Genomic DNA, 20526 nt, shown 5'->3' with positions numbered 1-20526 from the left:
CCTTTCCAGCCTACGCTTTTTCCTTCAGACTTATTTCCGGTTAACGCTGTAAGTCCATCGAAAGGTCTGCGCCTTCCACCACTCAGGCAATAGCCGTCTGACCTTGGACTGAGCAAAACGGTCATCAATCAGGTACAGCACACCACGATCAGAGGTTGTCCTTATGACCCGACCTGCTGCCTGAATGACCTTATGCATACCTGGATAAAAGTAGGCATAGTCATAACCGGTACCAAATTGCCGGTCGAGCTTCGTCCTGATCTGTTCATTGGCAGGATTGATCTGAGGAAGCCCAAGTGTTGCGATAAAAGCTCCTATCAGCCTCTGCCCTGGCAAGTCGACACCCTCGCCAAAACTTCCCCCTAGCACTACGAAACCAACACCGCTGCTGGTGTTTGTAAACCGTTGCAGAAACTGGGCCTTGTCTGCCTCATTCATCTGCCGTGCCTGGAGCCAAAGCGGAATATCCGGGAAAAGATTGGAAAATAACGATGCGGTCTTTTCGAGATAGTCGAAGCTGCTAAAGAAAGCCAGATAATTTCCTGGCTCCTGTCTGTACTGCCAAGCCATTAACTCTGCAATGGGTCGCAGGGATTGCTCTCTGTGTTGATAACGCGTCGAAATGTTGTCTACGAGGCGAACCGATAACTGTTCCGCCGCAAACGGGGACTTTACATTAACCCAAGGTGTACCCGCTGCAAGCCCAAGCGTATCCCGCAAGAAGTGAGGTGGACTTAAGGTCGCGGAAAAAAGAATAGCGGTATGGGTTGCGTTGAATCGCGGGCCGATAAAAGGTGCCGGGACCACATTCCGTATGGTTACAACGGACTGTTGCACGGCTGGTTTACGTGCCAGCTCATTTTTTTTCAGTAATTCGAACAGTGAGTGCTCACCAAAACTTTCAGCCATCCGAACGAATTGAATTGCATCGAAATAGAAACGCTGAAGCGTGGCATCCAGTGGAGCCAGCGTCTCGTTAAGCAGATCGTTTATAGCTGAAATCGCTTTTTGCAGCGCGGATAACAACTTCGCGGGAATTTCGTCGTATGCCTGATAGGTTGAAGGTTGTTCCTTGATTAAGGCATTCCAGCAACGATTGATCCGATCCAGTGGTTGCTTCAGCACTGGAGGTCTCTCTTTGCGAAGTAACGCTACCACAGCATGATCCAGAGAGGCGGTATACATCCCCCGCGCACGCTCCAATAGATTATGAGCTTCATCAACGAGGATTCCTATCCGCCATTGGCTCTGCTCCTTTAAGGCAAAAAGCATAGCGCTGCTGTCAAAGTAGTAGTTGTAATCCCCTACAATGACATCGCACCAGCGCGCCATCTCCTGACTCAGGTAATAGGGACAAACCTGCCACCCAAGCGCTATGGTGCGTAGCGAGTCATGATCCAGTACCTTTTCCTTCAAGGCAGCTTGCCGGGCTTGGGGCAAACGGTCATAGAATCCCTTGGCCAGAGGACAGGATTCACCATGGCATGCTTTATCCGTGTGTTCACATGCCTTGTCGCGTGCCCTCAGTTCCAGAATACGCAGCGAAAGCTCTGGTGCGGCTTGGGTGATAGCGCCCATCGCATTGAAAGCCAACTGCCGACCAGAATTCTTTGCGGTAAGAAAAAAGACCTTGTCCAGATTTTGCCGTGGCATAGCCTTGAGCAATGGAAACAAGGTGCCAATGGTTTTGCCTATCCCCGTGGGCGCCTGGATCATGAGGCTACAGCCTACATGGGCCGCTTTATAGACAGCCTCGGCAAGATCACGCTGCCCCGTACGAAAGGAGGCATGTGGAAAGGGTAACGTCTCCAGGCAACGCTGGCGGTGCTCGCGATGAGTCAGTTCCTGCTCAGCCCAGTCCAGAAACAGGCTGCACTGCCGTTCGAAGTACTCTTTAAGCACTCCAGATGTAAACCGCTCAAGCAGAGTAGTTTCCTTCTGACTGCCTACGTCAAAATACACCAAAGCCAGCTCAAGCTCATGAAGCGACAATTTTTGGCATAACAGCCATCCATATATCTTCGCTTGCGCCCAATGCAGGTGACGATGATTGGGCGGCATGTGAGTCAGGTCGCCCCGGTAAGTTTTGATTTCCTCGAGCCGGTTCAGCTCCGGGTCGTATCCATCGGCCCGCCCTTTGATGCGAAGATGCCTGTACTCACCCTCCAGCGCTACCTCCCGCTGGTAAGACTGCTTTCGACGTGCGGTAACGATGCCATGTCCTTGAATGCCCTCAAAGGCTGTCGGTGATGGCGTGAAACGTAGATCAAGGTCTCCCTGCTTAGCAACAAACTCACACAGAGCTCTTACAGCAACGCTGTACTGCACGCAACAGACTCCTCCCATTGCACATAACACACACATACCGGCATTTCATGAGCCATACAGTAATCCAACCAGCGAACCTGATTATCTTGGAGACGATCGCCCGGCCCCTTCACTTCGATCATGCGGTACCGTCGCTCGTGGGGCCAGAACTGGATCAAGTCTGGAAATCCTGTCCGGTTGACCTTTACATCCTGAAGTATTCGCTCGAACCACACGCGTAAATGCTGGGGAGGCAAGCACTGCAATGCTAGCTCCAATACTTCTGCCGTTACGGCTCCCCATGCAATAAAAGGGGCCTGGATACCCTGCTTTTCCAGGAAGTTGCGTTTGATGGTTTCCTTATAACAACCATTTTCGAGCTGAGACAGGCATGCTTCAAATTGCTGTGCACGCCTGGTTGCGAATTGCGGCATATGAATGTCGGCAGGAGCGCGATGAAAAGGATGAAAGAAGGCTCCAGGCAAAGGAACAAAAATTGCGTCCCAGCATAAAAGACCAAGTAGCGCATTGATCAGGATATTTTCAACATAAAAGACCGGCGCATCAGGTTCCGACAGATGCTCTTGAACACATAACTCAACGGGACGACAAGCATCCAGACGATGTAACGTCAGGTCGATACGCTCAACGCAGCGTTCGATGCGCTTGGGCAACTTGGGCATACTCAGCTTACGCCGCAGCCGGGGTAACATACGGGCCAATAGCTGGGCTTCACTATCACTTTCTGGAGCTCGCTCTGCCTGGCAGGCCAGTTCGAAAGCGGCTTTATACTGCTCGGTTTTTTCGAGTACACGGATAGCGCGAATTCTTGCGCCAGGATGCCGGCAACTCTGATAGAGATCCAGGGCGGCAATAAAGTTACCCTGCTGTTCACAGCAGTAGGCAACCTCATAAGTCAGTTTACCTCTGCGTGCCTCCAGCCAATCATTATCTAACGGTAATCTGGGGAGCACATCTAGAATGTCGTCCAATGCAGTTCCGTCACGAAAGCGCTCACGACAGTCATACAGTGCTACGTAATCATCGATGTCTTTGCGGACACGGAAGCCTCGTGATGAATCAGAAAATTCCACCTTTTCATAACGGAAAATTCCGAGATCCGATAAGACGAACTCGCTCCAGTCCTGATGTAAATTACCGAAAAACATAAGCCTTAATCGGTCACATATGTTTGTGACGGTAATTTCATAGACGCGGTCATCCAGCGAGCTGCACCATTCCGTCAGCAGCCTCGGATCATTAAAGTCAGCCTTGAGCACTTCAAGCTGCTCTGACTTCTTTAAAGATGAGCGAGATAACTGCTCAGGAAAGACCTGAGCCAATTCTGCCTTTTTCAGCAACCCGAACAGTTGCTCTAGAGAAAGTACTGGCCTATCCGATACCCAGCCCAGCCCAACCAGTGGCAACACTGCTTGATGGGGGCAGCCAATCTCCTGGTAGCACAGCTTGCTGCCTCGGAACAGCGCCCCTTTGCGCATGACCATTCTAACCAAGAGGGCCTGCGAGGCTTTAGGAAGCGAAGGAAAAACCTGGAGAAACACCTTCTCCGTCTCATTCAGAAGATCACTGTAACGCTCGCCGGTCCAGGCCAGTACCGTGTGGAAATTATTCAGGTAATAAAACGGATCTTCCAGAATTCGAGTAGCGTGCATGGAGGGTCACAGTACCGCTACGGGCCTTAACAAAAGAAACCCGTTTTTGCGTAGTTGAATGAAGGAGGTCTTTCGAGCACAGGGTGGATGTATATACAGATAACAGCGAGGCGACTACCAATCAACCATGTCTGGATGAATGGATGCAACAGATACCTAAAAACTGAACTCTAATGTTCAGGGGTTATATCTCAAGCTTTTCAGGTAGCGAATTATCACCTACACCTTTAGTGATACGACTCGCGCTGTAACCCTGCCATTCTGGAAACGCTTGGCAATATATCCATAGCCAAAATAGTTGACGGTAAAGCAAACCAACGCTGTTTTGCGCGGTCAGAAAGTAAATCGGTTCGGAGATCAGTCATGTTTGGTAAGCGCACTGAAGATAGTACTTCAGCCACTCATTTTCGCAGCGAGCGCATTAGCTGGGTTAATGGCAATTATTTCTTCACAACGCGAGAAGGTACGCTCGAAGGACCTTTTTTTACCCGTGAAGAGGCCGAGCACCAGATCGGACGGTATATCTCCAGAATGACCCAGGCCGCTGAAATTCAAAAGCGAGCTGGCTAATTCCTCTAAAATCTCGCGTTCGGATCGGCTAGACTTGCGCTTTGCTTGGCCCAAATAAGCAGTGCAGTCGATGTCAGATACCTTTCACGCTGAGTTGGACTGGGACGATCAGGGTCAACCGATCTCCCGCTCCTTTGGCGATGTCTATTTTTCCAAGGCGAGTGGCCTTGAAGAAACCCGTTACGTTTTTCTGGCTCAAAATGAGCTCCCACGTCGTTTCGCCGCGCTTCATGCAGGTGAGGTCTTTACGATTGGTGAGACAGGGTTTGGAACGGGACTCAATTTTCTTTGTGCCTGGCAGCTCTTTACACAGACAGCACCCGCTAAGGCACGGCTGCACTTCGTTAGCGTTGAAAAATTCCCGCTGAGTGCTTCAGACCTGAAAAAAGCGCTGGCCCTTTGGCCTGAATTAGTGGATTACGCCGACGCTCTGTTGGCTCAATACATTGCCGTACATGCTGGCTTTCAGCGTTTCTCCCTAGATGATGGCCGAGTTACGCTAACGCTTTTGGTAGGTGATGCACTCAATTGTCTGCCGGAGCTGGATGCTCGGTGCAATGCCTGGTTTCTTGACGGATTTGCTCCAGCCAAGAACCCGGATATGTGGACAAGCGCTCTATTTGGGCAACTAGCCCGGCTGTCGGCTGATGATGCAACACTCGCTACCTTTACATGTGCCGGATTTGTTCGCCGCGGTCTGCTAGAGGCGGGCTTTGCAATGAAGAAAGTACAAGGCTTTGGACATAAGCGGGAAATGCTCAAAGGCAGTCTTGTGGCGCCGGTACCTGGCTCTGTCAAACCATGGTTTGAGCGGCCGCCGCTCCATATTGGCCCTAGAACAGCCATAGTAATAGGTGCAGGGCTGGCAGGCGCTTCGACAGCGGCCAGTCTCGCAACGCGCGGTTGGCAGGTAACGGTTCTGGAGCGCCATGCAACTTCTGCAGCAGAGGCGTCTGGCAATCTGCAAGGCGTTCTATACCTTAAACTCTCCCCTCACTTCACACCCCTTACCCGCTTAGCCTTAAGCGGTTTTGGCTATACCCGTCGTCTGCTGGAGGGTCTGGACAAAACATTGAACTGGGATGGGTGCGGTACGATACAACTGGCTACTGACCCTGCCGAGGACAAACGTCAGCAGCAACTGGCAGAACGGTTGCCATCAGCTTTACTGCGCCGAGTCAGTGCTGATGAAGCCTCAAAGCTTTCTGGGGTTGAGCTTTCCCAAGGGGGAGTTCACTTTCCGGAGTCGGGCTGGGTTCATCCACCTGCGCTCTGTCGATTTTTACTGCAGCATCCCAATATCACGCTGATGACCCATCAGGAGGCTATTCGGCTCGAGCGTCACCACGCCCAATGGAAGGTGTACGGCAACGAAGCACTTTTAGCTCAAGCGTCTGTTGTTGTGGTGGCCAGCGCTACCGAGACGGCAACACTGATAGAGAACACCCAACTACCACTCAAACGTATTCGTGGACAGATAACTCATTTACCAGCGACACGCGCAAGCCAGGCGCTGCAATGCGTTGTTTGCGGTGAAGGGTACATTGCTCCTTCACGGAATCATCTCCATACGCTGGGAGCCAGCTTCGACTTCAAGCGTGACGATCTTGAGCTGTGCACTGAAGAACATAAAGGTAATCTTGCATTACTTAATGCCCTCTCACCCGTGCTGGCCAAGGCACTTGGCGCCGAACAACTGGATCCAGCAACATTGGAAGGACGGGCTGCGTATCGCTGTACGACCCCTGACTATCTTCCAGTCGTGGGCCCGATAGCTGATGCTGCCGCCTTTGCGCATACTTATTCCATTCTCGGCAAAGATGCTCGGCAAGTACCGAAGAGTCCGGTACCTTGGCTGAATAACCTGTTTGTCAACGCAGGCCACGGTTCTCGAGGCCTGATCACCGCGCCACTTTCCGGCGAGCTGTTGGCGGCTTGGTTGAACAATGAGCCACTGCCATTACCTCGTGCCGTAGCAGAGGCCTGTCACCCCAACCGGTTTCCTCTGAGAGCCGTTATCAGGGGCCAAGCTTGATGACATACTCATACCATCGCTAACCGCTGCTTTCGCTGGGGCGGAGGAAACGCCGCGTCAAGTAATGCCAGATCGTGCTCCGATAGTTGAAGCGTCGCAGATTTGGCATTTTGCTCGATATGATCAAGCCCGACGGCCTTGGGTATGGCAATCACCCCAGGCTGTCGAAGCACCCAAGCCAACGCTACCTGAGCCGGTGTAACCTCAAGTCGCGCCGCGACGGCCAGAAGAGCTGGATGCTGGAGCATGCCGCCACCCTGCCCTACCGGACAATAAGCCATAAGAGGCATTTGCTGCCGTTGGCACCAAGGCAGGAGGTCAAACTCAATGCCTCGCTCCTCCAGGTTATACAGGACCTGATTCGCGGCACAGCGATCGTCCGCAAGGTCAAGCATATCGTCCACGTCAAAATTCGACACGCCCCAATGCAGAATCTTGCCTTGTTCTCGCAGCGTCTCGAATGCTTCTACCGTTTCGCTCAGCGGTGTTCTTCCCCGCCAATGCAAAAGATACAAGTCGATACGATCTGTACGCAGACGACTGAGGCTGCGATCGCATGCCTGCAAAACACCCTCGCGATTCGCATTGTGGGGATAGACTTTGCTGACTAGGAAAATACTGTCACGCTGACCTTGAATGGCTTCGCCAACGACATGTTCAGCACCTCCTTCGGCATACATTTCAGCCGTGTCGATCAAGGTTATACCCAGCTCGATCCCACGGCGTAGAGCGCGTATCTCTCTTTCGCGCGCTGATGCCTGTTCACCCATATGCCAAGTACCCTGGCCAAGCGCAGGGACAGTTGTGCCGTCAGGTAAACGAACCGTTTTCATGACGTGTACCCTTCGGTGGCATACCCGTTACCCGATGTTTTGGCAGGCTCATCCTTCCACGGATTAAAACTGCCAAAGCTCCAGAGATGCCCTTCACGGTCCCGGCAAGTAAAGGAACGGCCTCCATAAGGCGCCTCACGGATATCAATGATCACATCGGCACCCGATGCCTTGGCACGCTCGCATAAGACATCAGGTTCATCGGTTACCAGATACACTCCTTGAGTAACCCCTCTGGCCTGTTCCGGCTGGACCATATAGGCATCCACATCGTTATGCAGCACGGACGTTACGATGAGCATTCCCTGTCCATAAACAAGCTGTGCATATTCGATACTGCCGTCTTCATTCGAGATCAGGCTTTTTACCTCGAACCCAAACGTCAGGCGTAACCAGTCAATGGCAGCGGGGGCGTCGTGGTAGCGAAGGTAGGGAATGGCAAAGCCATGTGCCGCCGAAGGGATAGAAGTCATGAACGATCCTCCTGAAGTCTATTGAACTTAGACGCCGTGTTTGTCTTGCGTTCTGTCAAAAGGTCGGAATGACCATACGTCGCCTGCCTGTCGGCACTCGATTGAGACGGATCTCACTGATAAAGTGGCGCCCCCGCCAAACCTGGAACTGGCAATTACTTGATGCGCCTCAAGGACTTCTACATGTACCGCTCTCTTTCCAAACTCCTGGTATGCACGCTCACCATGCTTTCTCCTGTAATAAGCATGGCAGCCGACCCTATCGTTATCCGTTTCTCGCATGTTGCCGCGCCAGATACGCCTAAAGGCCAGGGTGCGCTACTGTTTCAGAAGAAGGTAGAGGAACAGCTGGGAGGGACCGTCAAGGTAGAGGTATACCCCAACTCATCCTTGTATGGCGATAAGGAAGAAATTCAGGCGCTTCAAGATGGCAAGGTAGAAATGCTGGCAGTGGCATTGGCCAAACTGGGTACTTATTCACCCAAACTGAAGCTGTTTGACCTACCCTTCCTGTTTGACAGCCAGGCCGCACTGGATCGGTTCCAAAGCAAGCCAACCGGACAACAGCTGCTCCTGTCCATGGAAAAGCAGAACATCGCAGGGCTGGCTTACTGGCATAACGGAATGAAGCAGCTTTCCGCTCAGAAGCCGCTGCGTGAGCCGGAAGACATGCGAGGCCTAAAGGTTCGCATTCAGGATTCGGACGTCCTTGAGTCTCAATTCCAGTCGTTGGGTGCTACGCCCGTCAAGCTGTCGTTCAGCAAGGTAAACCAGGCACTTGCTGACGGGACCATCAACGCGGCAGAAAACCCTTGGACCAACCTTTATAGCAAGCATCTTTACGAGCAGCAGCGCTATATCACTGAGAGCAACCATGGCTCTCTGGATTACATGCTTATTACCAACGCCAGCTTCTGGCGCCAGATTCCTTTTAACGTTCGCATCAAGCTGGAAACTATTCTTGGCGAAGTGACCTATGAGGTGAATCGACAGGCAGACGCACTCAATCAGAAAGACAAGGCCAAGATCGTGAGTGCTGGTAACAATGAAGTCATCACGTTAACCAATGATCAGCGTCAGCGCTGGAGAGCAGCCATGCAACCTGTATGGCAGCACTTCGAGAAACAGATCGGGCAGGACTTGATCAAGGCCGCCCTGTACACCAACGAGACGCCTTGACCTGATAAATACTGCTTCCTTAGGACCGTGGGGAAGCAGTTACCCTGTCCCATCGCTGTAACGGCTTCTCTCCAGACTGCTGACAGCCGATATCTCGAAACGGCCCTGCCAGTCGTTCCCATCCATCGCCGGGCGATGTCCTCTGACATACCACCTGCCCGTTGAACTTGCTACGCCATTTGAAGAAAGGTGCAGGCGCTGCGGCTACGCTTAGGCTCACAATCAGCAACAAGCCTGTTGTCCAGCGGCTATGTCGAAAAAGCCATGGCATGATTATTCTCCGAACACTATTGGATAAATACTTGACCGATAACCATCGGTTGAGCAAATGACGTACCAGGTTTGACGCTACAAAGCAGCGATAAAAAAGCCGGAGCAATTGCTCCGGCTTTTTTACGGACGGCCATGCCCTTGTTCAAATCCTGGCCCTGGCCCACCGGGACTTCTATGGTGACCTCCATGAGGCCCCCACCATCCACAGCAGCCGCTCAGCAGCAAACTGACCGCTAAAGTAGTCGCTAGCAAAACACGATGACGCATGGTTTACCTCGTGGGTCGATCAGCTTATTTAAAGGCTCCTCCTCAAAGGAGCCTTTAAAGCTAACACTACCCGGCACATCGTTCTTTCTCGAACGACTTTACCCCTGCTCACCATTCTTTACGCTTAGCTGACACACCTCTCAGCTATTGCGGTATTCCTGCTCCGCGACCTCGAAGCGCTGCTTCATTGATGCGCTCGGAGCGCTACCCAGTCGGCTGAATACAACAATAGCTAGGCTCGCAAGAATAAAGCCAGGCACAATTTCATACAGGCCAAGCCATCCCAGCTGCTTCCAGACCACCACAGTCACAGCACCAACGATCATGCCGGCCAATGCACCGTTACGTGTCATTCCCTTCCATAGGAGCGAGAAGAGGACAACCGGACCAAAGGCTGCACCAAAACCTGCCCAGGCGTAGGAGACCAATCCCAATACGCGGTTTTCAGGATTGGAAGCGATTGCGATCGCAATGACTGCAATCAGAAGAACCATGAGACGTCCTACCCACACCAACTCTTTCTGGGATGCGTGCTTGCGAAGGAAAGCCTTATAGAAATCTTCAGTTAGCGCACTTGAGCAGACCAGCAGCTGGCAGCTTAGCGTACTCATGACAGCTGCCAGAATGGCTGACAGCAGAACACCGGCCACCCATGGATTGAACAGCAGCTTCGCCAGCTCGATGAAAACCCGCTCAGGGTTTTCTGTCACTGCGCCAGCCTGCTCAGGATGCGCGGCAAAATAAGCAATTCCAAAGAAGCCTACACCCACCGCACCCGCCAGGCACAGAATCATCCAGGTCATACCAATTCGACGTGCTGAGCGCATTGACTTGACCGAATCTGCAGCCATGAAGCGTGCCAGGATATGAGGCTGGCCAAAATAACCCAGTCCCCAGGCCAGTAATGAAATAACGCCAACGAAGGTAGCCCCTTTAAAAAGGTCGAAATGGGCGGGGTTTACGCTTTCGATGGCAGCAAATGCTGGCTCAAGACCACCTGTGGCATTGAGTATCATGACTGGCGCCAGAATCAAGGCGAAGATCATGAGCGTAGCCTGCACAGTATCCGTCCAGCTTACTGCCAGAAAGCCACCTACAAAGGTATAGAGAATGGTCGCCAGTGCACCCGCCCACAAGGCTGTCCCATACGAGAGGCCAAAGGTGCTTTCAAACAGACGAGCCCCAGCCACAATACCGGAAGCACAGTAGATGGTGAAAAAAACCAGGATGATGATTGCCGAGAAAATACGCAGGACACGACTGTGATCCTCAAAGCGATGCGTAAAATAGTCTGGCAGTGTCAGAGCATTATTGTTGTGCTCGGTATGGACACGTAGCCGACCTGCAACCAGAAGCCAATTCAGCCAGGCACCTGCTATCAGGCCAATGGCAATCCAGCTTTCAGAAATACCGGCGAGAAAAATAGCGCCTGGCAGGCCCATCAACAGCCAGCCGCTCATGTCCGAAGCACCGGCGGACAACGCTGTCACTACACTACCGAGGCTTCTTCCCCCCAAGATGTAATCGTCGAAGTTTTTTGTAGATCGCCATGCCAGAAAGCCGATCAGGACCATGGCAGCGATATAGATCAGGAAAGTGATCAACGTTGGAGTATTGACGCTCATTATTCCCTCATTATTTGTTGTTGTGGGATCAATTACTCATCGCTCCCACGTTGGCAGAGGGCGACGCACATGCCGTCACCGTTGGGCAACCCATCAGGTATGCACCAGACAGAGTTCCATTCTGTCTTCTGGAACTACCAGTTTCCTGGCGTGTTTGGATCAAACTAGGTATTACCTTGGGCTACCAGACGACAAAAGCGTCATCAGACGAAGTGCAACCGTAGCCGGATGAACATTCTACGGAATTGGCAAACAAGTTGGGATAGCCACTGACAATCAAAAACGCTTCCTGAAACAAGGTCTTAACCTTCTATGTCAGCAGGATTGATTGAGCGACGAAAGAGACAGGTGCAACCGATTGGTTGCGCCTCACACGCTTATCATTGATGAATAATGTCTTTGCGCATAGGCGAAAGACGCGCAAGTAATCTGTTTTACGTCGGAACAGGGTAGCCAGCAGACACCCATCATTCGTCCAAGCGGGTCGGAAGCTCATGACAAGCAGTATCGCGACCACGGCGATCTATGAGCGCGTCACAGTGCTAGCGCCTCAACAGGGGTCTGAACACGGCGGTCATTCATCCAATGTTCAAACGCCTGCGCCGGCAGCGGACGACTGATCAGGTAGCCCTGCACCATGTCGCAGCCCCATAGCGTCAACAACTCCAGCGCCTGAGCATATTCCACACCTTCGGCAACAACCTTCATATCAAGGTTATGCCCCATATCGATAGTGGAGCGAACAATCACAGCGTCCTCGCTGTTATCACTCAGGTCGCGAATAAACGACTGATCGATCTTTAACTCGCTTACCGGCAGACGTTTCAAGTGAGCCAATGAGGCATAGCCGGTGCCATAGTCATCTACGGACAGACTAATACCCTGATCCCGGAGACGTTGCAGAATGCTTACTGCTCGCTCAGGATCCTGCATGATGGCACTTTCCGTTACCTCCAGAACAAGCTGGTCTGCTCGTACAGTCGAACCTTTAAGTAGTCGCTCCAAACGATTGGGGAGATCGCCATCAACCAAGTCGGCAGCGGATATATTGAGAGACACTCGTGCAGTAAGGCCTCGCTCGTTCCACTCTTCCAACTGCCGAAACACCTCCTCGACTACCCAAATCGTCAATAGGGTGATGCTGCCGGTACGCTCAGCCAACGGGATAAATTCCCCAGGCGATACCATACCGAACTGAGTATGCTGCCAACGTAGAAGCGCCTCAGCCATGAAAGGCCCCCGTCCATCCAGACTCAGCTTGGGCTGATAATGCAAGAGCAGCTCACCCCTTGAGCCTGCATGCTGAAGATCCCTGATAAGACTGATCTGACGATAATAAGCATCATCCCGACCATTCTCGTAAAGCTGCAGACGCCCGGCCTGGCTGCCTGCGTCCCGCATTGCAATACTAGCCCGCAGGAGCAACTCATGGGCCTCATGACCATCCTGAGGGTAGCAAGCCACCCCTACGCGGCAGCTCATCTTGAATTCGTTCAGCCCTACAGCAATAGGCAAAGCAATTGCCTGCTGAATTTCTTCCGCAGTTGCCAGAGCAGTATCAGGAGTACCTGGATTGAGCAGGAGCAGGAACTCATCGCCAACCAGACGAGAAACACAATCTCCATTTCCTACAAGACGTTTAAGTCGATCTGCAATGGTTTGCAGAACCACATCTCCACCTGCAGTACCACTGCTCTGATTGACCTCCCGAAAACGCTCAAGCCCCAGATACATGACCGCAACAGACTGTTCTCCCGCAATGGCGTGAGACAGTCGCTCCATGGCCAACGCCCGATTGGGAAGCCCTGTAAGCGCATCATGGAGTGCGTTATGACTCAATTGCCGTTCTCGTTCGGCGATTCCGATCCGCATGGTGTCAAGTGTGCTGGCTAACCGGCCAAACTCATCACTTCGCGCCAGGGCAATTGGCGTGGTGTAATCGCCGTTACCGATCCGCTGGGTAGCAGCTGCCAATCGTCGAACAGGCTCAGCAACCCCTCTTGCAATAAGTAAAGCCAGACCCAGCGCCAGGACAAGCGTCAGTATGGCTATCCAGAACAACTGATGCATCAGAGGAGAAAACGCTTTCATAGCTTCGTCGAGCGGGCGATGCAGAAAAGCGGATACCTTGAAGGTATCGGCATCAGTTAACGTCAGCCGCTCCGTCAGATAGTTACGACCATCCAATCTGAGCGGCAACGGTTTGCCTAGCCTGATTTCATTGGCCGGATGGCTTAGCAGTTCGTCAGCGGCTTGATCCGAAAGGGTACTGATCGGCTCACCTGGAACGTCCCCCTCTTGCGCAATAAAAGACACATCCAGGCCGCTTAGCGAGCGCAATTCGCTCGCCAGGCTCTGATCCATGGCAAAGCCCATTACCACGCGCGCAACTGGTAGAGGAGCAAGTACAGGAGCCTCTACCATCAGATGCGGAACACGTTGCAGGGAAACGATACGCATCGCTTGATCAGTCGCACCGTCTATCTGGACCTTATTACCCTCGCGAAATATCGACCCAACTGTATAGAGCGAAACGGTACTACTGATTACCCTTCCCGTCAGGTCAAGCAGCAACACCTCATCCGCCTTGATCCGAGCGCCATAATTAGCTAGCGCTGAAGTTATTGTTAGCCCATCTCCAGAAGCGACAGCTCCTTTGAAAGCAAAATCGGATGTCAGAACCTGTACCGTGTCATGCAGTTGCCGTCCGCGCATTTCCACAAGACGCTCGAATACCCGAGCGCCGGTATTGAGCTGTGAAAGCGACTCAGCCCGTACAGATGATTGGGTAGCAGCCTTTACGGCAAAATAAACCGTTCCGATGGTTAGCAACGCCAGGATGAACATGGCGCTAGCGATGCGCGCCTGAAAGCTATTTCGCAGCGTCATCGGCAGCGCTCCGAAAGGCTTGCTCCAACGCACTCGGCGCCGGCTCTGAGGGTTCATTATCAGGTGTTATTTCAATAGCGTATCGAGCTGTGCCCGCAGTGGCCGATACAATCAGATCCCCTCCATGAGGCAGCTGTCTGGCCTTTGCAAAGGGGTGCCATAAAGAGACATGGTACTTGCCGGGTGGCAAATCGAACGTTATTTCACCTTTTTCGTTACTGACAGCAAACCATGGGTCATCGGTAATAACGATATAACCCACCATCCAATCATGGATATTGCAACCCAACACAACAACGCCTGGTCTGTCGAAAGTTACTGGATCAGCTGGAATGCCGTGATAAAGAGGCAAGTCGAATCGTTTGGCAGGTGAAAAGGAATACACCTGATGACGAACATTATCACTAATAGGGAAACTGACCTGCGTTCCGGTATGAACCGCCAGTACATGCGGCACATAACGACGTTCCCGTTGATACATGACCGAAGGCTGGAGCACAGCAGGATTAGTGCCTCCGCTTAACGTAACAACCGCATCCGTTGACGGATTATCCTGTCCATCGATAACTGCGATATTCGCTTGAGTGGCCCATGCCGGAACAGAGAGCGCCATAAGCCCACCGGTTAGCCACCGCGCTATACGCATCATAGATGAAGACATGAGGTTATCCTTCGAACACGGCTTGGCAATTACCTACTCGTCCTTATCGGCACAGTGTCGGGATAGTTGAGGCGCTATGATGTTTGTAAAGGAATCTAGCGCTCTCTAGCCAAGGCGAAGCCCAATAGGCAGGAAACGCCGCATCTGGCCGCTACTCGCCTGAAGGGTATCTCCGTCTCGCTCAGCAGATGGAGCGTCTAACCCAGGCGAGCCTTCAACAGCTATCAATACGGCGTCATGCCTGTAACGTCCTAAACTGGATATGGAAATGACTAGGCTTAGCGAGACTTGACAGGCTAATTCGCCATCGTGATTCGGCGATCAAGGTGAACACTTAAATAGTACTCAATCGCCTCAAAATCCAACGCCCCGGCAATGGAAATGATCACTTATCGATCTAAAGGGCATAAAGCGCCTGAAGCAGGCCCGTCAACAGAGCTTTGGAAAGAGGCTGGTCATTGCCGTAACGAGAACAGTTCTTCACAGGCGTAATACAACATGTGTTGAAAACTGGGTCCGGCGCAGGATAACGCGCTAAAACACGCAACCTTTCCATGACATCAGAAACGTTTTCCGTCATGTCATCTTCATCAAGATAGACAATCAACGTCTGGTTATCGCCTAACCTTGCAAAAGCATAAACACGTTCGCCAAGAGCAGTGCAGGCTTGCAGGCGGCACGCTCTCTACCTCGCCCTTACAGAGATAATAGCCAAGCAAACAACATAGGACGGAGCCAGTTTGTTTATGTGCACTTACTCAAATGAAGCGCACTTGCCTATTTATCTGCGGTCAAGTCTAGAGGAGCCATCGACCACATTGAAAAGCTTCAAAGCCCTCCCCATGTTGGTCGCAAATAGTCATTCTAAGGTAAGTCAATGAGCGATCAGGAACATACTCCCGAAATCATCAGTGGCGACGGTTCAAAGACCGGCCTTGCACTGCCTGGACAAAATCTTCCCGACAAGCTTTACATCATTCCCATCCATAACCGGCCTTTTTTCCCAGCGCAGGTATTGCCTGTTATTGTGAATGAAGAGCCTTGGGCCGAAACGTTGGAGCTGGTGGCCAAAACCGATCATCACTGTCTGGCATTGTTCTATATGGACAATCCTCCCGAGGATGGAAACAGCTTCGACCCTGATAACCTGCCAGAGCACGGCACACTGGTTCGTATCCATCATGCCAGTCGGGAAAACGGCAAGCTGCAATTCGTAGCGCAGGGTCTTTCACGCGTCAGGATCAGCGGTTGGCTGAGACGTAAGCATCCTTACCTTGTTGAAGTCGAGCATGCCAAGACCCCGACTGACCCAAGCGATGAGGTCAAGGCATATGGCATGGCATTGATAAATGCCATCAAGGAGCTGCTTCCGCTCAATCCACTCTACAGTGAAGAGCTAAAGAACTATCTCAACCGCTTCAGCCCCAACGACCCTTCGCCTTTAACAGATTTCGCTGCTGCCCTGACAACCGCACCTGGCCAGGAATTGCAGCAGGTTTTGGATACCGTCCCGATCCTTAAGCGCATGGAAAAGGTTTTGCCATTGCTGCGTAAAGAAGTCGAGGTCGGACGCCTGCAGAAAGAACTGTCTGCTGAGGTCAACCGAAAAATCAATGAGCGGCAACGAGAGTTCTTCCTTCGAGAGCAGCTCAAACTGATCCAGCAGGAGCTGGGTATAACGAAAGATGACCGCAGCAGCGATCTCGAAAGCTTCAGGCAGCGCCTGGAGGGCAAAGTCCTACCGGAACCGGTACGTAAACGCATCGACGACGAGCTCAATAAGTTATCCATTCTTGAAACCGGTTCGCCTGAATATGGTGTCACGCGCAATTATCTGGATTGGGCTACCGATTTACCCTGGGGTATACAGGGCAAGGACAACCTTGATCTAAAACGTGCGCGCAAGGTATTGGACCGTCACCACGCCGGCCTTGATGACATCAAAAGCCGCATTCTCGAATTTCTGGCTGTTGGCGCTTTCAAAGGAGAAGTATCTGGCTCCATCGTGCTTTTGGTAGGCCCTCCAGGCGTAGGTAAAACCAGTATCGGCAAATCGATTGCCGAATCACTGGGCCGCCCCTTCTATCGCTTCAGCGTGGGCGGTATGCGAGACGAGGCAGAGATTAAGGGGCATCGTCGCACCTATATCGGAGCCATGCCGGGCAAGCTTGTTCAAGCTTTACGTGATGTGAAAGTAATGAATCCAGTCATTATGCTGGATGAAATAGACAAGATGGGAGCCAGCTATCAAGGTGACCCTGCGTCTGCCTTGTTGGAAACGCTGGACCCTGAACAGAATGTAGATTTCCTGGATCACTATCTGGATCTGCGGCTAGACCTATCTAATGTATTGTTCGTATGCACCGCAAACACCATGGACTCCATTCCTGGGCCTCTTCTGGACCGCATGGAAGTCATTCGCCTCTCGGGTTATATCTCGGAAGAAAAGCAAGCGATTGCCAAACGCCACTTGTGGCCCAAGCAATTGGAAAAAGCCGGTGTGCCTAAAGAGCGCCTGATCATCAGCGACAGTGCGTTGAAAAGTATCGTTGAAGGCTATGCTCGAGAGGCTGGCGTACGCCAACTTGAAAAACAGTTGGGTAAGTTGGTGCGTAAGGCTGTTCTACAGCTCATTGAGGAACCTGAGCTCCGAATAAAGGTTGGGGCGAGTGACATCGAAAGTTATCTAGGGAAGCCTGTTTTCCGTAAGGAACAGGTTCTAAACGGCGTAGGCATTATCACCGGCCTGGCTTGGACCAGCATGGGAGGCGCTACCTTACCTGTAGAAGCTACGCGCATTCATACCTTAAACCGTGGATTCAAACTGACCGGTCAATTGGGCGAGGTCATGAAAGAGTCTGCTGAAATTGCATACAGCTACGTTACCTCCCACCTGAAGGAATTCAAGGGAGATCCTACGTTCTTCGACCAAGCCTTTGTACACCTGCATGTTCCAGAGGGTGCTACTCCTAAAGACGGACCAAGTGCCGGTATTACCATGGCCAGCGCCTTGTTATCTCTGGCACGAAATCAGGCACCCAAGAAAAACGTAGCCATGACAGGCGAGCTGACTTTAACTGGCCAGGTTTTGCCCATCGGTGGCGTCAGGGAAAAAGTTATCGCAGCACGTCGGCAGAAAATATTTGAGCTTATTTTGCCAGACGCCAACAAAGGAGACTTCGAAGAGCTTCCTGAGTACTTGAAGGAGGGGCTGACTGTCCACTTTGCAAAGCGTTTTGCAGATGTAGCCAAAATCCTTTTTTAATCCATTAGCAAGGGCAGTTTGTGTACAAGCTTGCCCTTGCCTACCTTAACTTCGTTATCCTTGCAGCCGGTTGAAGAGTTTGGTTGGAGATACGAATGTTAAAATCAGCTACGCTTTGCGCTTTATTGACAACGCTGCTAATGACCGGCTGTGCAAGCAGCCCCGAGCATACCGTCGCAATCAACGAGCGCACGCGCTGTAAACCTCTTTTACTAACACAAGGTCAAGAGCTACACCTCTCACTTCCCAGCGACCCTACAACAGGCTATAGATGGAAGCTCGAAAACACGGTTCCTTCCGTGCTGAAAAGCCTAGGGCCTGAGGTATTTTCATCCTCTGACGAGAGCGAAGATGGAATAGGCTCGGCAGGAATATCTTCCTGGCGCTTCCAAGCGATTCAATCAGGAGCGACTGAGCTTAAGCTGCAATATCAGCAGCCATGGGACGCAGATAGCGCTCCCGAAAAGGCCTTTACTTGTCGTATCGAAGTAAAATAGCCACTCGCCGCTCGGCTACACCATTTACATTTTCTAGTGGTACCTCTTAATGAGTGAGCAGGACCGTTTATTTGCCAAGCCACAGGCTACTGTTGCCGACTTCGCGTTTAACGAAGATGTCGTTCGGGTCTTCCCCGACATGATCAAGCGTTCAGTACCAGGCTATCCCACTATCGTCGAAAATATAGGCGTTATTGCTGCACAATTCGCTCAGCCTAACACGATTCTCTATGATCTAGGCTGCTCTCTAGGCGCGGTGTCCCAGTCGCTGAGACGGCACGTTCAGAGTGAATCAACAAAGGTTGTTGCGGTTGATAATTCAGCGGCCATGATTGAGCGTTGCCGTGAATACATGTCTGCGCAAAGCTCAATGTATGAGCAACTGCTACCTATTGATATTGTTGAAACGGATATCCTTTCGCTGGATTTTCAGCCCGCATCAGTGGTGGCTTTGAATTTCACTTTGCAGTTTATCGCCCCTGAAAAACGCCTAGGCCTGTTGCGTAAAATTCACAGCACCCTTCACCCAAAGGGCGCTTTGCTTCTATCGGAAAAGATCAGATTTGAATTTCAGGAAGAGCAAGTACTGCTTAACGACCTTCACATCGCATTTAAGCGAGCTAACGGCTACAGCGAAATGGAAATCGCTCAAAAGCGTAGCGCTTTGGAGAATGTCATGATGATTGACTCCATTGAAGTACATCGTGCGCGCTTGAAAGAGGCTGGCTTTAGCTCGGTTATCCCTTGGTTTCAATGCTTCAACTTCGCTTCATTTATAGCTCTTCCATGATCAATACACTAAATATTGAAGGCCTTGCCAATCGCTTGGGTGAAGGCCCCTTAGAAAAGTGGTTAGCCAGTCTGCCACCTGCGATTGCAGCAAAGCTTGAAAAAGGTCATGGCGACCTCACGAGATGGCAAACGGCTCTCAAGACCCTGCCTGACTTAAAACCCGACTCGATTGTTTTAAAGGATAGGTTTTGTCTAGAAAAGCCTTTAGACGTTGAGGCTCAACAAACCTTAAAAAACGCGCTACTTCAATTATCACCATGGCGCAAAGGCCCTTTCGATATCTTCGGTATTCACATCGACACAGAATGGCGTTCCGACTGGAAGTGGGAGCGCGTGTCCAAACACTTGGATCTGAACAATAAGGTTGTCTTGGATGTAGGTTGCGGGAACGGCTATTACGCATGGCGCATGGTAGGTGCCGGCGCTCATACAGTAATCGGGATTGATCCTAACTGGCTCTTTTTATGTCAGTTTATGGCCATGAAAAAGTATTTGCCCGATATTCCAGTTTGGAGTCTTCCTCTAACGCTTGAAGAGCTTCCCCCCTCTCTCAACGGGTTCGATACCGTCTTCTCGATGGGCGTGCTTTACCATAGACGCTCGCCTATTGATCATCTTCTAGCACTGAAAGAATGTCTGCGCTCATCAGGTGAATTAGTACTCGAGACATTAGTTGTAGAAGGAAACGAGCAGACTGTACTGGTACCAGAAGATCGTTATGCTCAAATGAGAAATGTCTGGTTCCTGCCCTCGCCTGCAGCATTAGAACTATGGCTGCGCCGGGCGGGATTCAAAAATATAAGACTGGCGGATATCAGCAGAACCTCTATTCAGGAGCAGCGCTCTACTGAATGGATGAAATTTCAATCTTTGCCCGACTTTCTTGACACTACTGATATGAGCCGCACTATAGAAGGTCTTCCGGCCCCACTGCGTGCCACATTCATAGCCGAAAAGCCATAGAAAGCCTTCGCATAGCAGCTGTCTATACGGCTGCTATATCATATCGCCTTACCAGATTAGCCAGCAGGCCACGCAAGAAAGAGCAGCCTATCTCTTTTTATTTCTGCTGCAAAAGCAAAACCCCCGGGCGGTTAGGCCTGGGGGTTTTGGGTATAGGTGCTTGACGATGACCTACTCTCACATGGGGAAACCCCACACTACCATCGGCGATGCATCGTTTCACT

The 20526-nt window shown here is 51.5% G+C and carries 15 protein-coding genes; 7 read left to right on the top strand and 8 right to left on the bottom strand.

The annotated features are described in order from the left end of the window. Positions 1-30: 30 nt before the first annotated feature. Positions 31-2346, bottom strand: a complete 2316-nt coding sequence (locus GM154_RS17990) for an ATP-dependent DNA helicase (RefSeq protein WP_219653027.1) — start codon at positions 2344-2346, stop codon at positions 31-33. Next, positions 2307-3980 (bottom strand): VRR-NUC domain-containing protein, encoded by a 1674-nt coding sequence (locus tag GM154_RS17985; protein ID WP_219652970.1) that lies wholly within the window; start codon positions 3978-3980, stop codon positions 2307-2309. Before GM154_RS17985 ends, GM154_RS17990 begins: the two co-directional genes overlap by 40 nt. Positions 3981-4343: 363 nt before the next feature. Here GM154_RS17985 and GM154_RS17980 point away from each other — a divergent pair, with 363 nt between their 5' ends. Next, positions 4344-4550, top strand: a complete 207-nt coding sequence (locus GM154_RS17980; protein ID WP_010797657.1) for a DUF6316 family protein — start codon at positions 4344-4346, stop codon at positions 4548-4550. Positions 4551-4620: 70 nt separating this feature from the next. After that, positions 4621-6585: a bifunctional tRNA (5-methylaminomethyl-2-thiouridine)(34)-methyltransferase MnmD/FAD-dependent 5-carboxymethylaminomethyl-2-thiouridine(34) oxidoreductase MnmC gene (gene mnmC, locus GM154_RS17975; protein WP_219652969.1), complete on the top strand. Its 1965-nt coding sequence runs from the start codon at positions 4621-4623 to the stop codon at positions 6583-6585. Positions 6586-6593: 8 nt separating this feature from the next. On the opposite strand, the gene GM154_RS17970 is transcribed toward mnmC, so the two are convergent. Together GM154_RS17970 and GM154_RS17965 are read right to left on the bottom strand one after the other, a co-directional pair. After that, positions 6594-7418 carry an aldo/keto reductase gene (locus tag GM154_RS17970; protein WP_219652968.1) on the bottom strand — a complete coding sequence of 275 codons (825 nt, stop codon included), beginning with the start codon at positions 7416-7418 and terminating at the stop codon, positions 6594-6596. Continuing rightward, positions 7415-7891: a VOC family protein gene (locus tag GM154_RS17965; protein WP_219652967.1), complete on the bottom strand. Its 477-nt coding sequence runs from the start codon at positions 7889-7891 to the stop codon at positions 7415-7417. The genes GM154_RS17970 and GM154_RS17965 overlap by 4 nt, the downstream gene beginning before the upstream one ends. 183 nt (positions 7892-8074) lie before the next feature. Between GM154_RS17965 and GM154_RS17960 the strand changes: the two genes are divergently transcribed. Continuing rightward, entirely contained in the window at positions 8075-9070 is a 996-nt protein-coding gene (locus GM154_RS17960) for a DctP family TRAP transporter solute-binding subunit (RefSeq protein WP_010797653.1), read from the top strand. A gap of 287 nt (positions 9071-9357) precedes the next feature. On the opposite strand, the gene GM154_RS17955 is transcribed toward GM154_RS17960, so the two are convergent. The 4 genes from GM154_RS17955 to GM154_RS17940 all read right to left on the bottom strand — a co-directional run bounded on the left by GM154_RS17955 (position 9358) and on the right by GM154_RS17940 (position 14785). After that, entirely contained in the window at positions 9358-9531 is a 174-nt protein-coding gene (locus GM154_RS17955; RefSeq protein ID WP_167517249.1) for a hypothetical protein, read from the bottom strand. 219 nt (positions 9532-9750) lie between these two features. Further along, on the bottom strand, positions 9751-11235 hold the full coding sequence (gene putP, locus GM154_RS17950) for a sodium/proline symporter PutP (protein WP_010797651.1): 1485 nt from the start codon (positions 11233-11235) through the stop codon (positions 9751-9753). A gap of 534 nt (positions 11236-11769) precedes the next feature. Continuing rightward, on the bottom strand, positions 11770-14124 hold the full coding sequence (locus tag GM154_RS17945; RefSeq protein ID WP_219652966.1) for a bifunctional diguanylate cyclase/phosphodiesterase: 2355 nt from the start codon (positions 14122-14124) through the stop codon (positions 11770-11772). Further along, positions 14108-14785, bottom strand: a complete 678-nt coding sequence (locus GM154_RS17940; protein WP_258019896.1) for a methylamine utilization protein — start codon at positions 14783-14785, stop codon at positions 14108-14110. The genes GM154_RS17945 and GM154_RS17940 overlap by 17 nt, the downstream gene beginning before the upstream one ends. Before the next feature lie 877 nt (positions 14786-15662). On the opposite strand from GM154_RS17940, the gene lon reads away from it, so the two are divergent. The 4 genes from lon to cmoB all read left to right on the top strand — a co-directional run bounded on the left by lon (position 15663) and on the right by cmoB (position 20302). Beyond that, positions 15663-18050: an endopeptidase La gene (gene lon, locus GM154_RS17935; RefSeq protein ID WP_010797647.1), complete on the top strand. Its 2388-nt coding sequence runs from the start codon at positions 15663-15665 to the stop codon at positions 18048-18050. A 95-nt stretch (positions 18051-18145) separates the two neighbouring features. Then, positions 18146-18547, top strand: coding sequence for a protease inhibitor I42 family protein (locus tag GM154_RS17930; protein ID WP_074827557.1), 402 nt, complete (start codon positions 18146-18148; stop codon positions 18545-18547). Positions 18548-18596: 49 nt separating this feature from the next. Next, positions 18597-19337, top strand: coding sequence for a carboxy-S-adenosyl-L-methionine synthase CmoA (gene cmoA / locus GM154_RS17925; RefSeq protein WP_219652965.1), 741 nt, complete (start codon positions 18597-18599; stop codon positions 19335-19337). Continuing rightward, positions 19334-20302 carry a tRNA 5-methoxyuridine(34)/uridine 5-oxyacetic acid(34) synthase CmoB gene (gene cmoB, locus GM154_RS17920; RefSeq protein ID WP_219652964.1) on the top strand — a complete coding sequence of 323 codons (969 nt, stop codon included), beginning with the start codon at positions 19334-19336 and terminating at the stop codon, positions 20300-20302. The genes cmoA and cmoB overlap by 4 nt, the downstream gene beginning before the upstream one ends. Positions 20303-20526: the final 224 nt, after the last annotated feature.

Origin of the sequence: Pseudomonas sp. MAG002Y, assembly GCF_019400845.1 — a bacterium.
Lineage (GTDB): Bacteria > Pseudomonadota > Gammaproteobacteria > Pseudomonadales > Pseudomonadaceae > Chryseomonas > Chryseomonas luteola.
The sequence above is the reverse complement of the archived record's forward strand: the minus strand, read 5'-3'. Positions and strand labels throughout refer to the sequence as shown.

What these genes read in the sequence shown, in the direction of transcription:
- GM154_RS17990 (WP_219653027.1), bottom strand. Translation starts at nt 2,346, where the DNA reads ATGGGAGGAGTCTGTTGCGTGCAGTACAGCGTTGCTGTAAGAGCTCTG.
- GM154_RS17940 (WP_258019896.1), bottom strand. Translation starts at nt 14,785, where the DNA reads ATGTCTTCATCTATGATGCGTATAGCGCGGTGGCTAACCGGTGGGCTT.
- GM154_RS17960 (WP_010797653.1), top strand. Translation starts at nt 8,075, where the DNA reads ATGTACCGCTCTCTTTCCAAACTCCTGGTATGCACGCTCACCATGCTT.
- GM154_RS17980 (WP_010797657.1), top strand. Translation starts at nt 4,344, where the DNA reads ATGTTTGGTAAGCGCACTGAAGATAGTACTTCAGCCACTCATTTTCGC.
- GM154_RS17945 (WP_219652966.1), bottom strand. Translation starts at nt 14,124, where the DNA reads ATGACGCTGCGAAATAGCTTTCAGGCGCGCATCGCTAGCGCCATGTTC.
- mnmC (WP_219652969.1), top strand. Translation starts at nt 4,621, where the DNA reads ATGTCAGATACCTTTCACGCTGAGTTGGACTGGGACGATCAGGGTCAA.
- cmoA (WP_219652965.1), top strand. Translation starts at nt 18,597, where the DNA reads ATGAGTGAGCAGGACCGTTTATTTGCCAAGCCACAGGCTACTGTTGCC.
- lon (WP_010797647.1), top strand. Translation starts at nt 15,663, where the DNA reads ATGAGCGATCAGGAACATACTCCCGAAATCATCAGTGGCGACGGTTCA.
- GM154_RS17930 (WP_074827557.1), top strand. Translation starts at nt 18,146, where the DNA reads ATGTTAAAATCAGCTACGCTTTGCGCTTTATTGACAACGCTGCTAATG.
- GM154_RS17955 (WP_167517249.1), bottom strand. Translation starts at nt 9,531, where the DNA reads ATGGAGGTCACCATAGAAGTCCCGGTGGGCCAGGGCCAGGATTTGAAC.
- GM154_RS17965 (WP_219652967.1), bottom strand. Translation starts at nt 7,891, where the DNA reads ATGACTTCTATCCCTTCGGCGGCACATGGCTTTGCCATTCCCTACCTT.
- putP (WP_010797651.1), bottom strand. Translation starts at nt 11,235, where the DNA reads ATGAGCGTCAATACTCCAACGTTGATCACTTTCCTGATCTATATCGCT.
- cmoB (WP_219652964.1), top strand. Translation starts at nt 19,334, where the DNA reads ATGATCAATACACTAAATATTGAAGGCCTTGCCAATCGCTTGGGTGAA.
- GM154_RS17970 (WP_219652968.1), bottom strand. Translation starts at nt 7,418, where the DNA reads ATGAAAACGGTTCGTTTACCTGACGGCACAACTGTCCCTGCGCTTGGC.
- GM154_RS17985 (WP_219652970.1), bottom strand. Translation starts at nt 3,980, where the DNA reads ATGCACGCTACTCGAATTCTGGAAGATCCGTTTTATTACCTGAATAAT.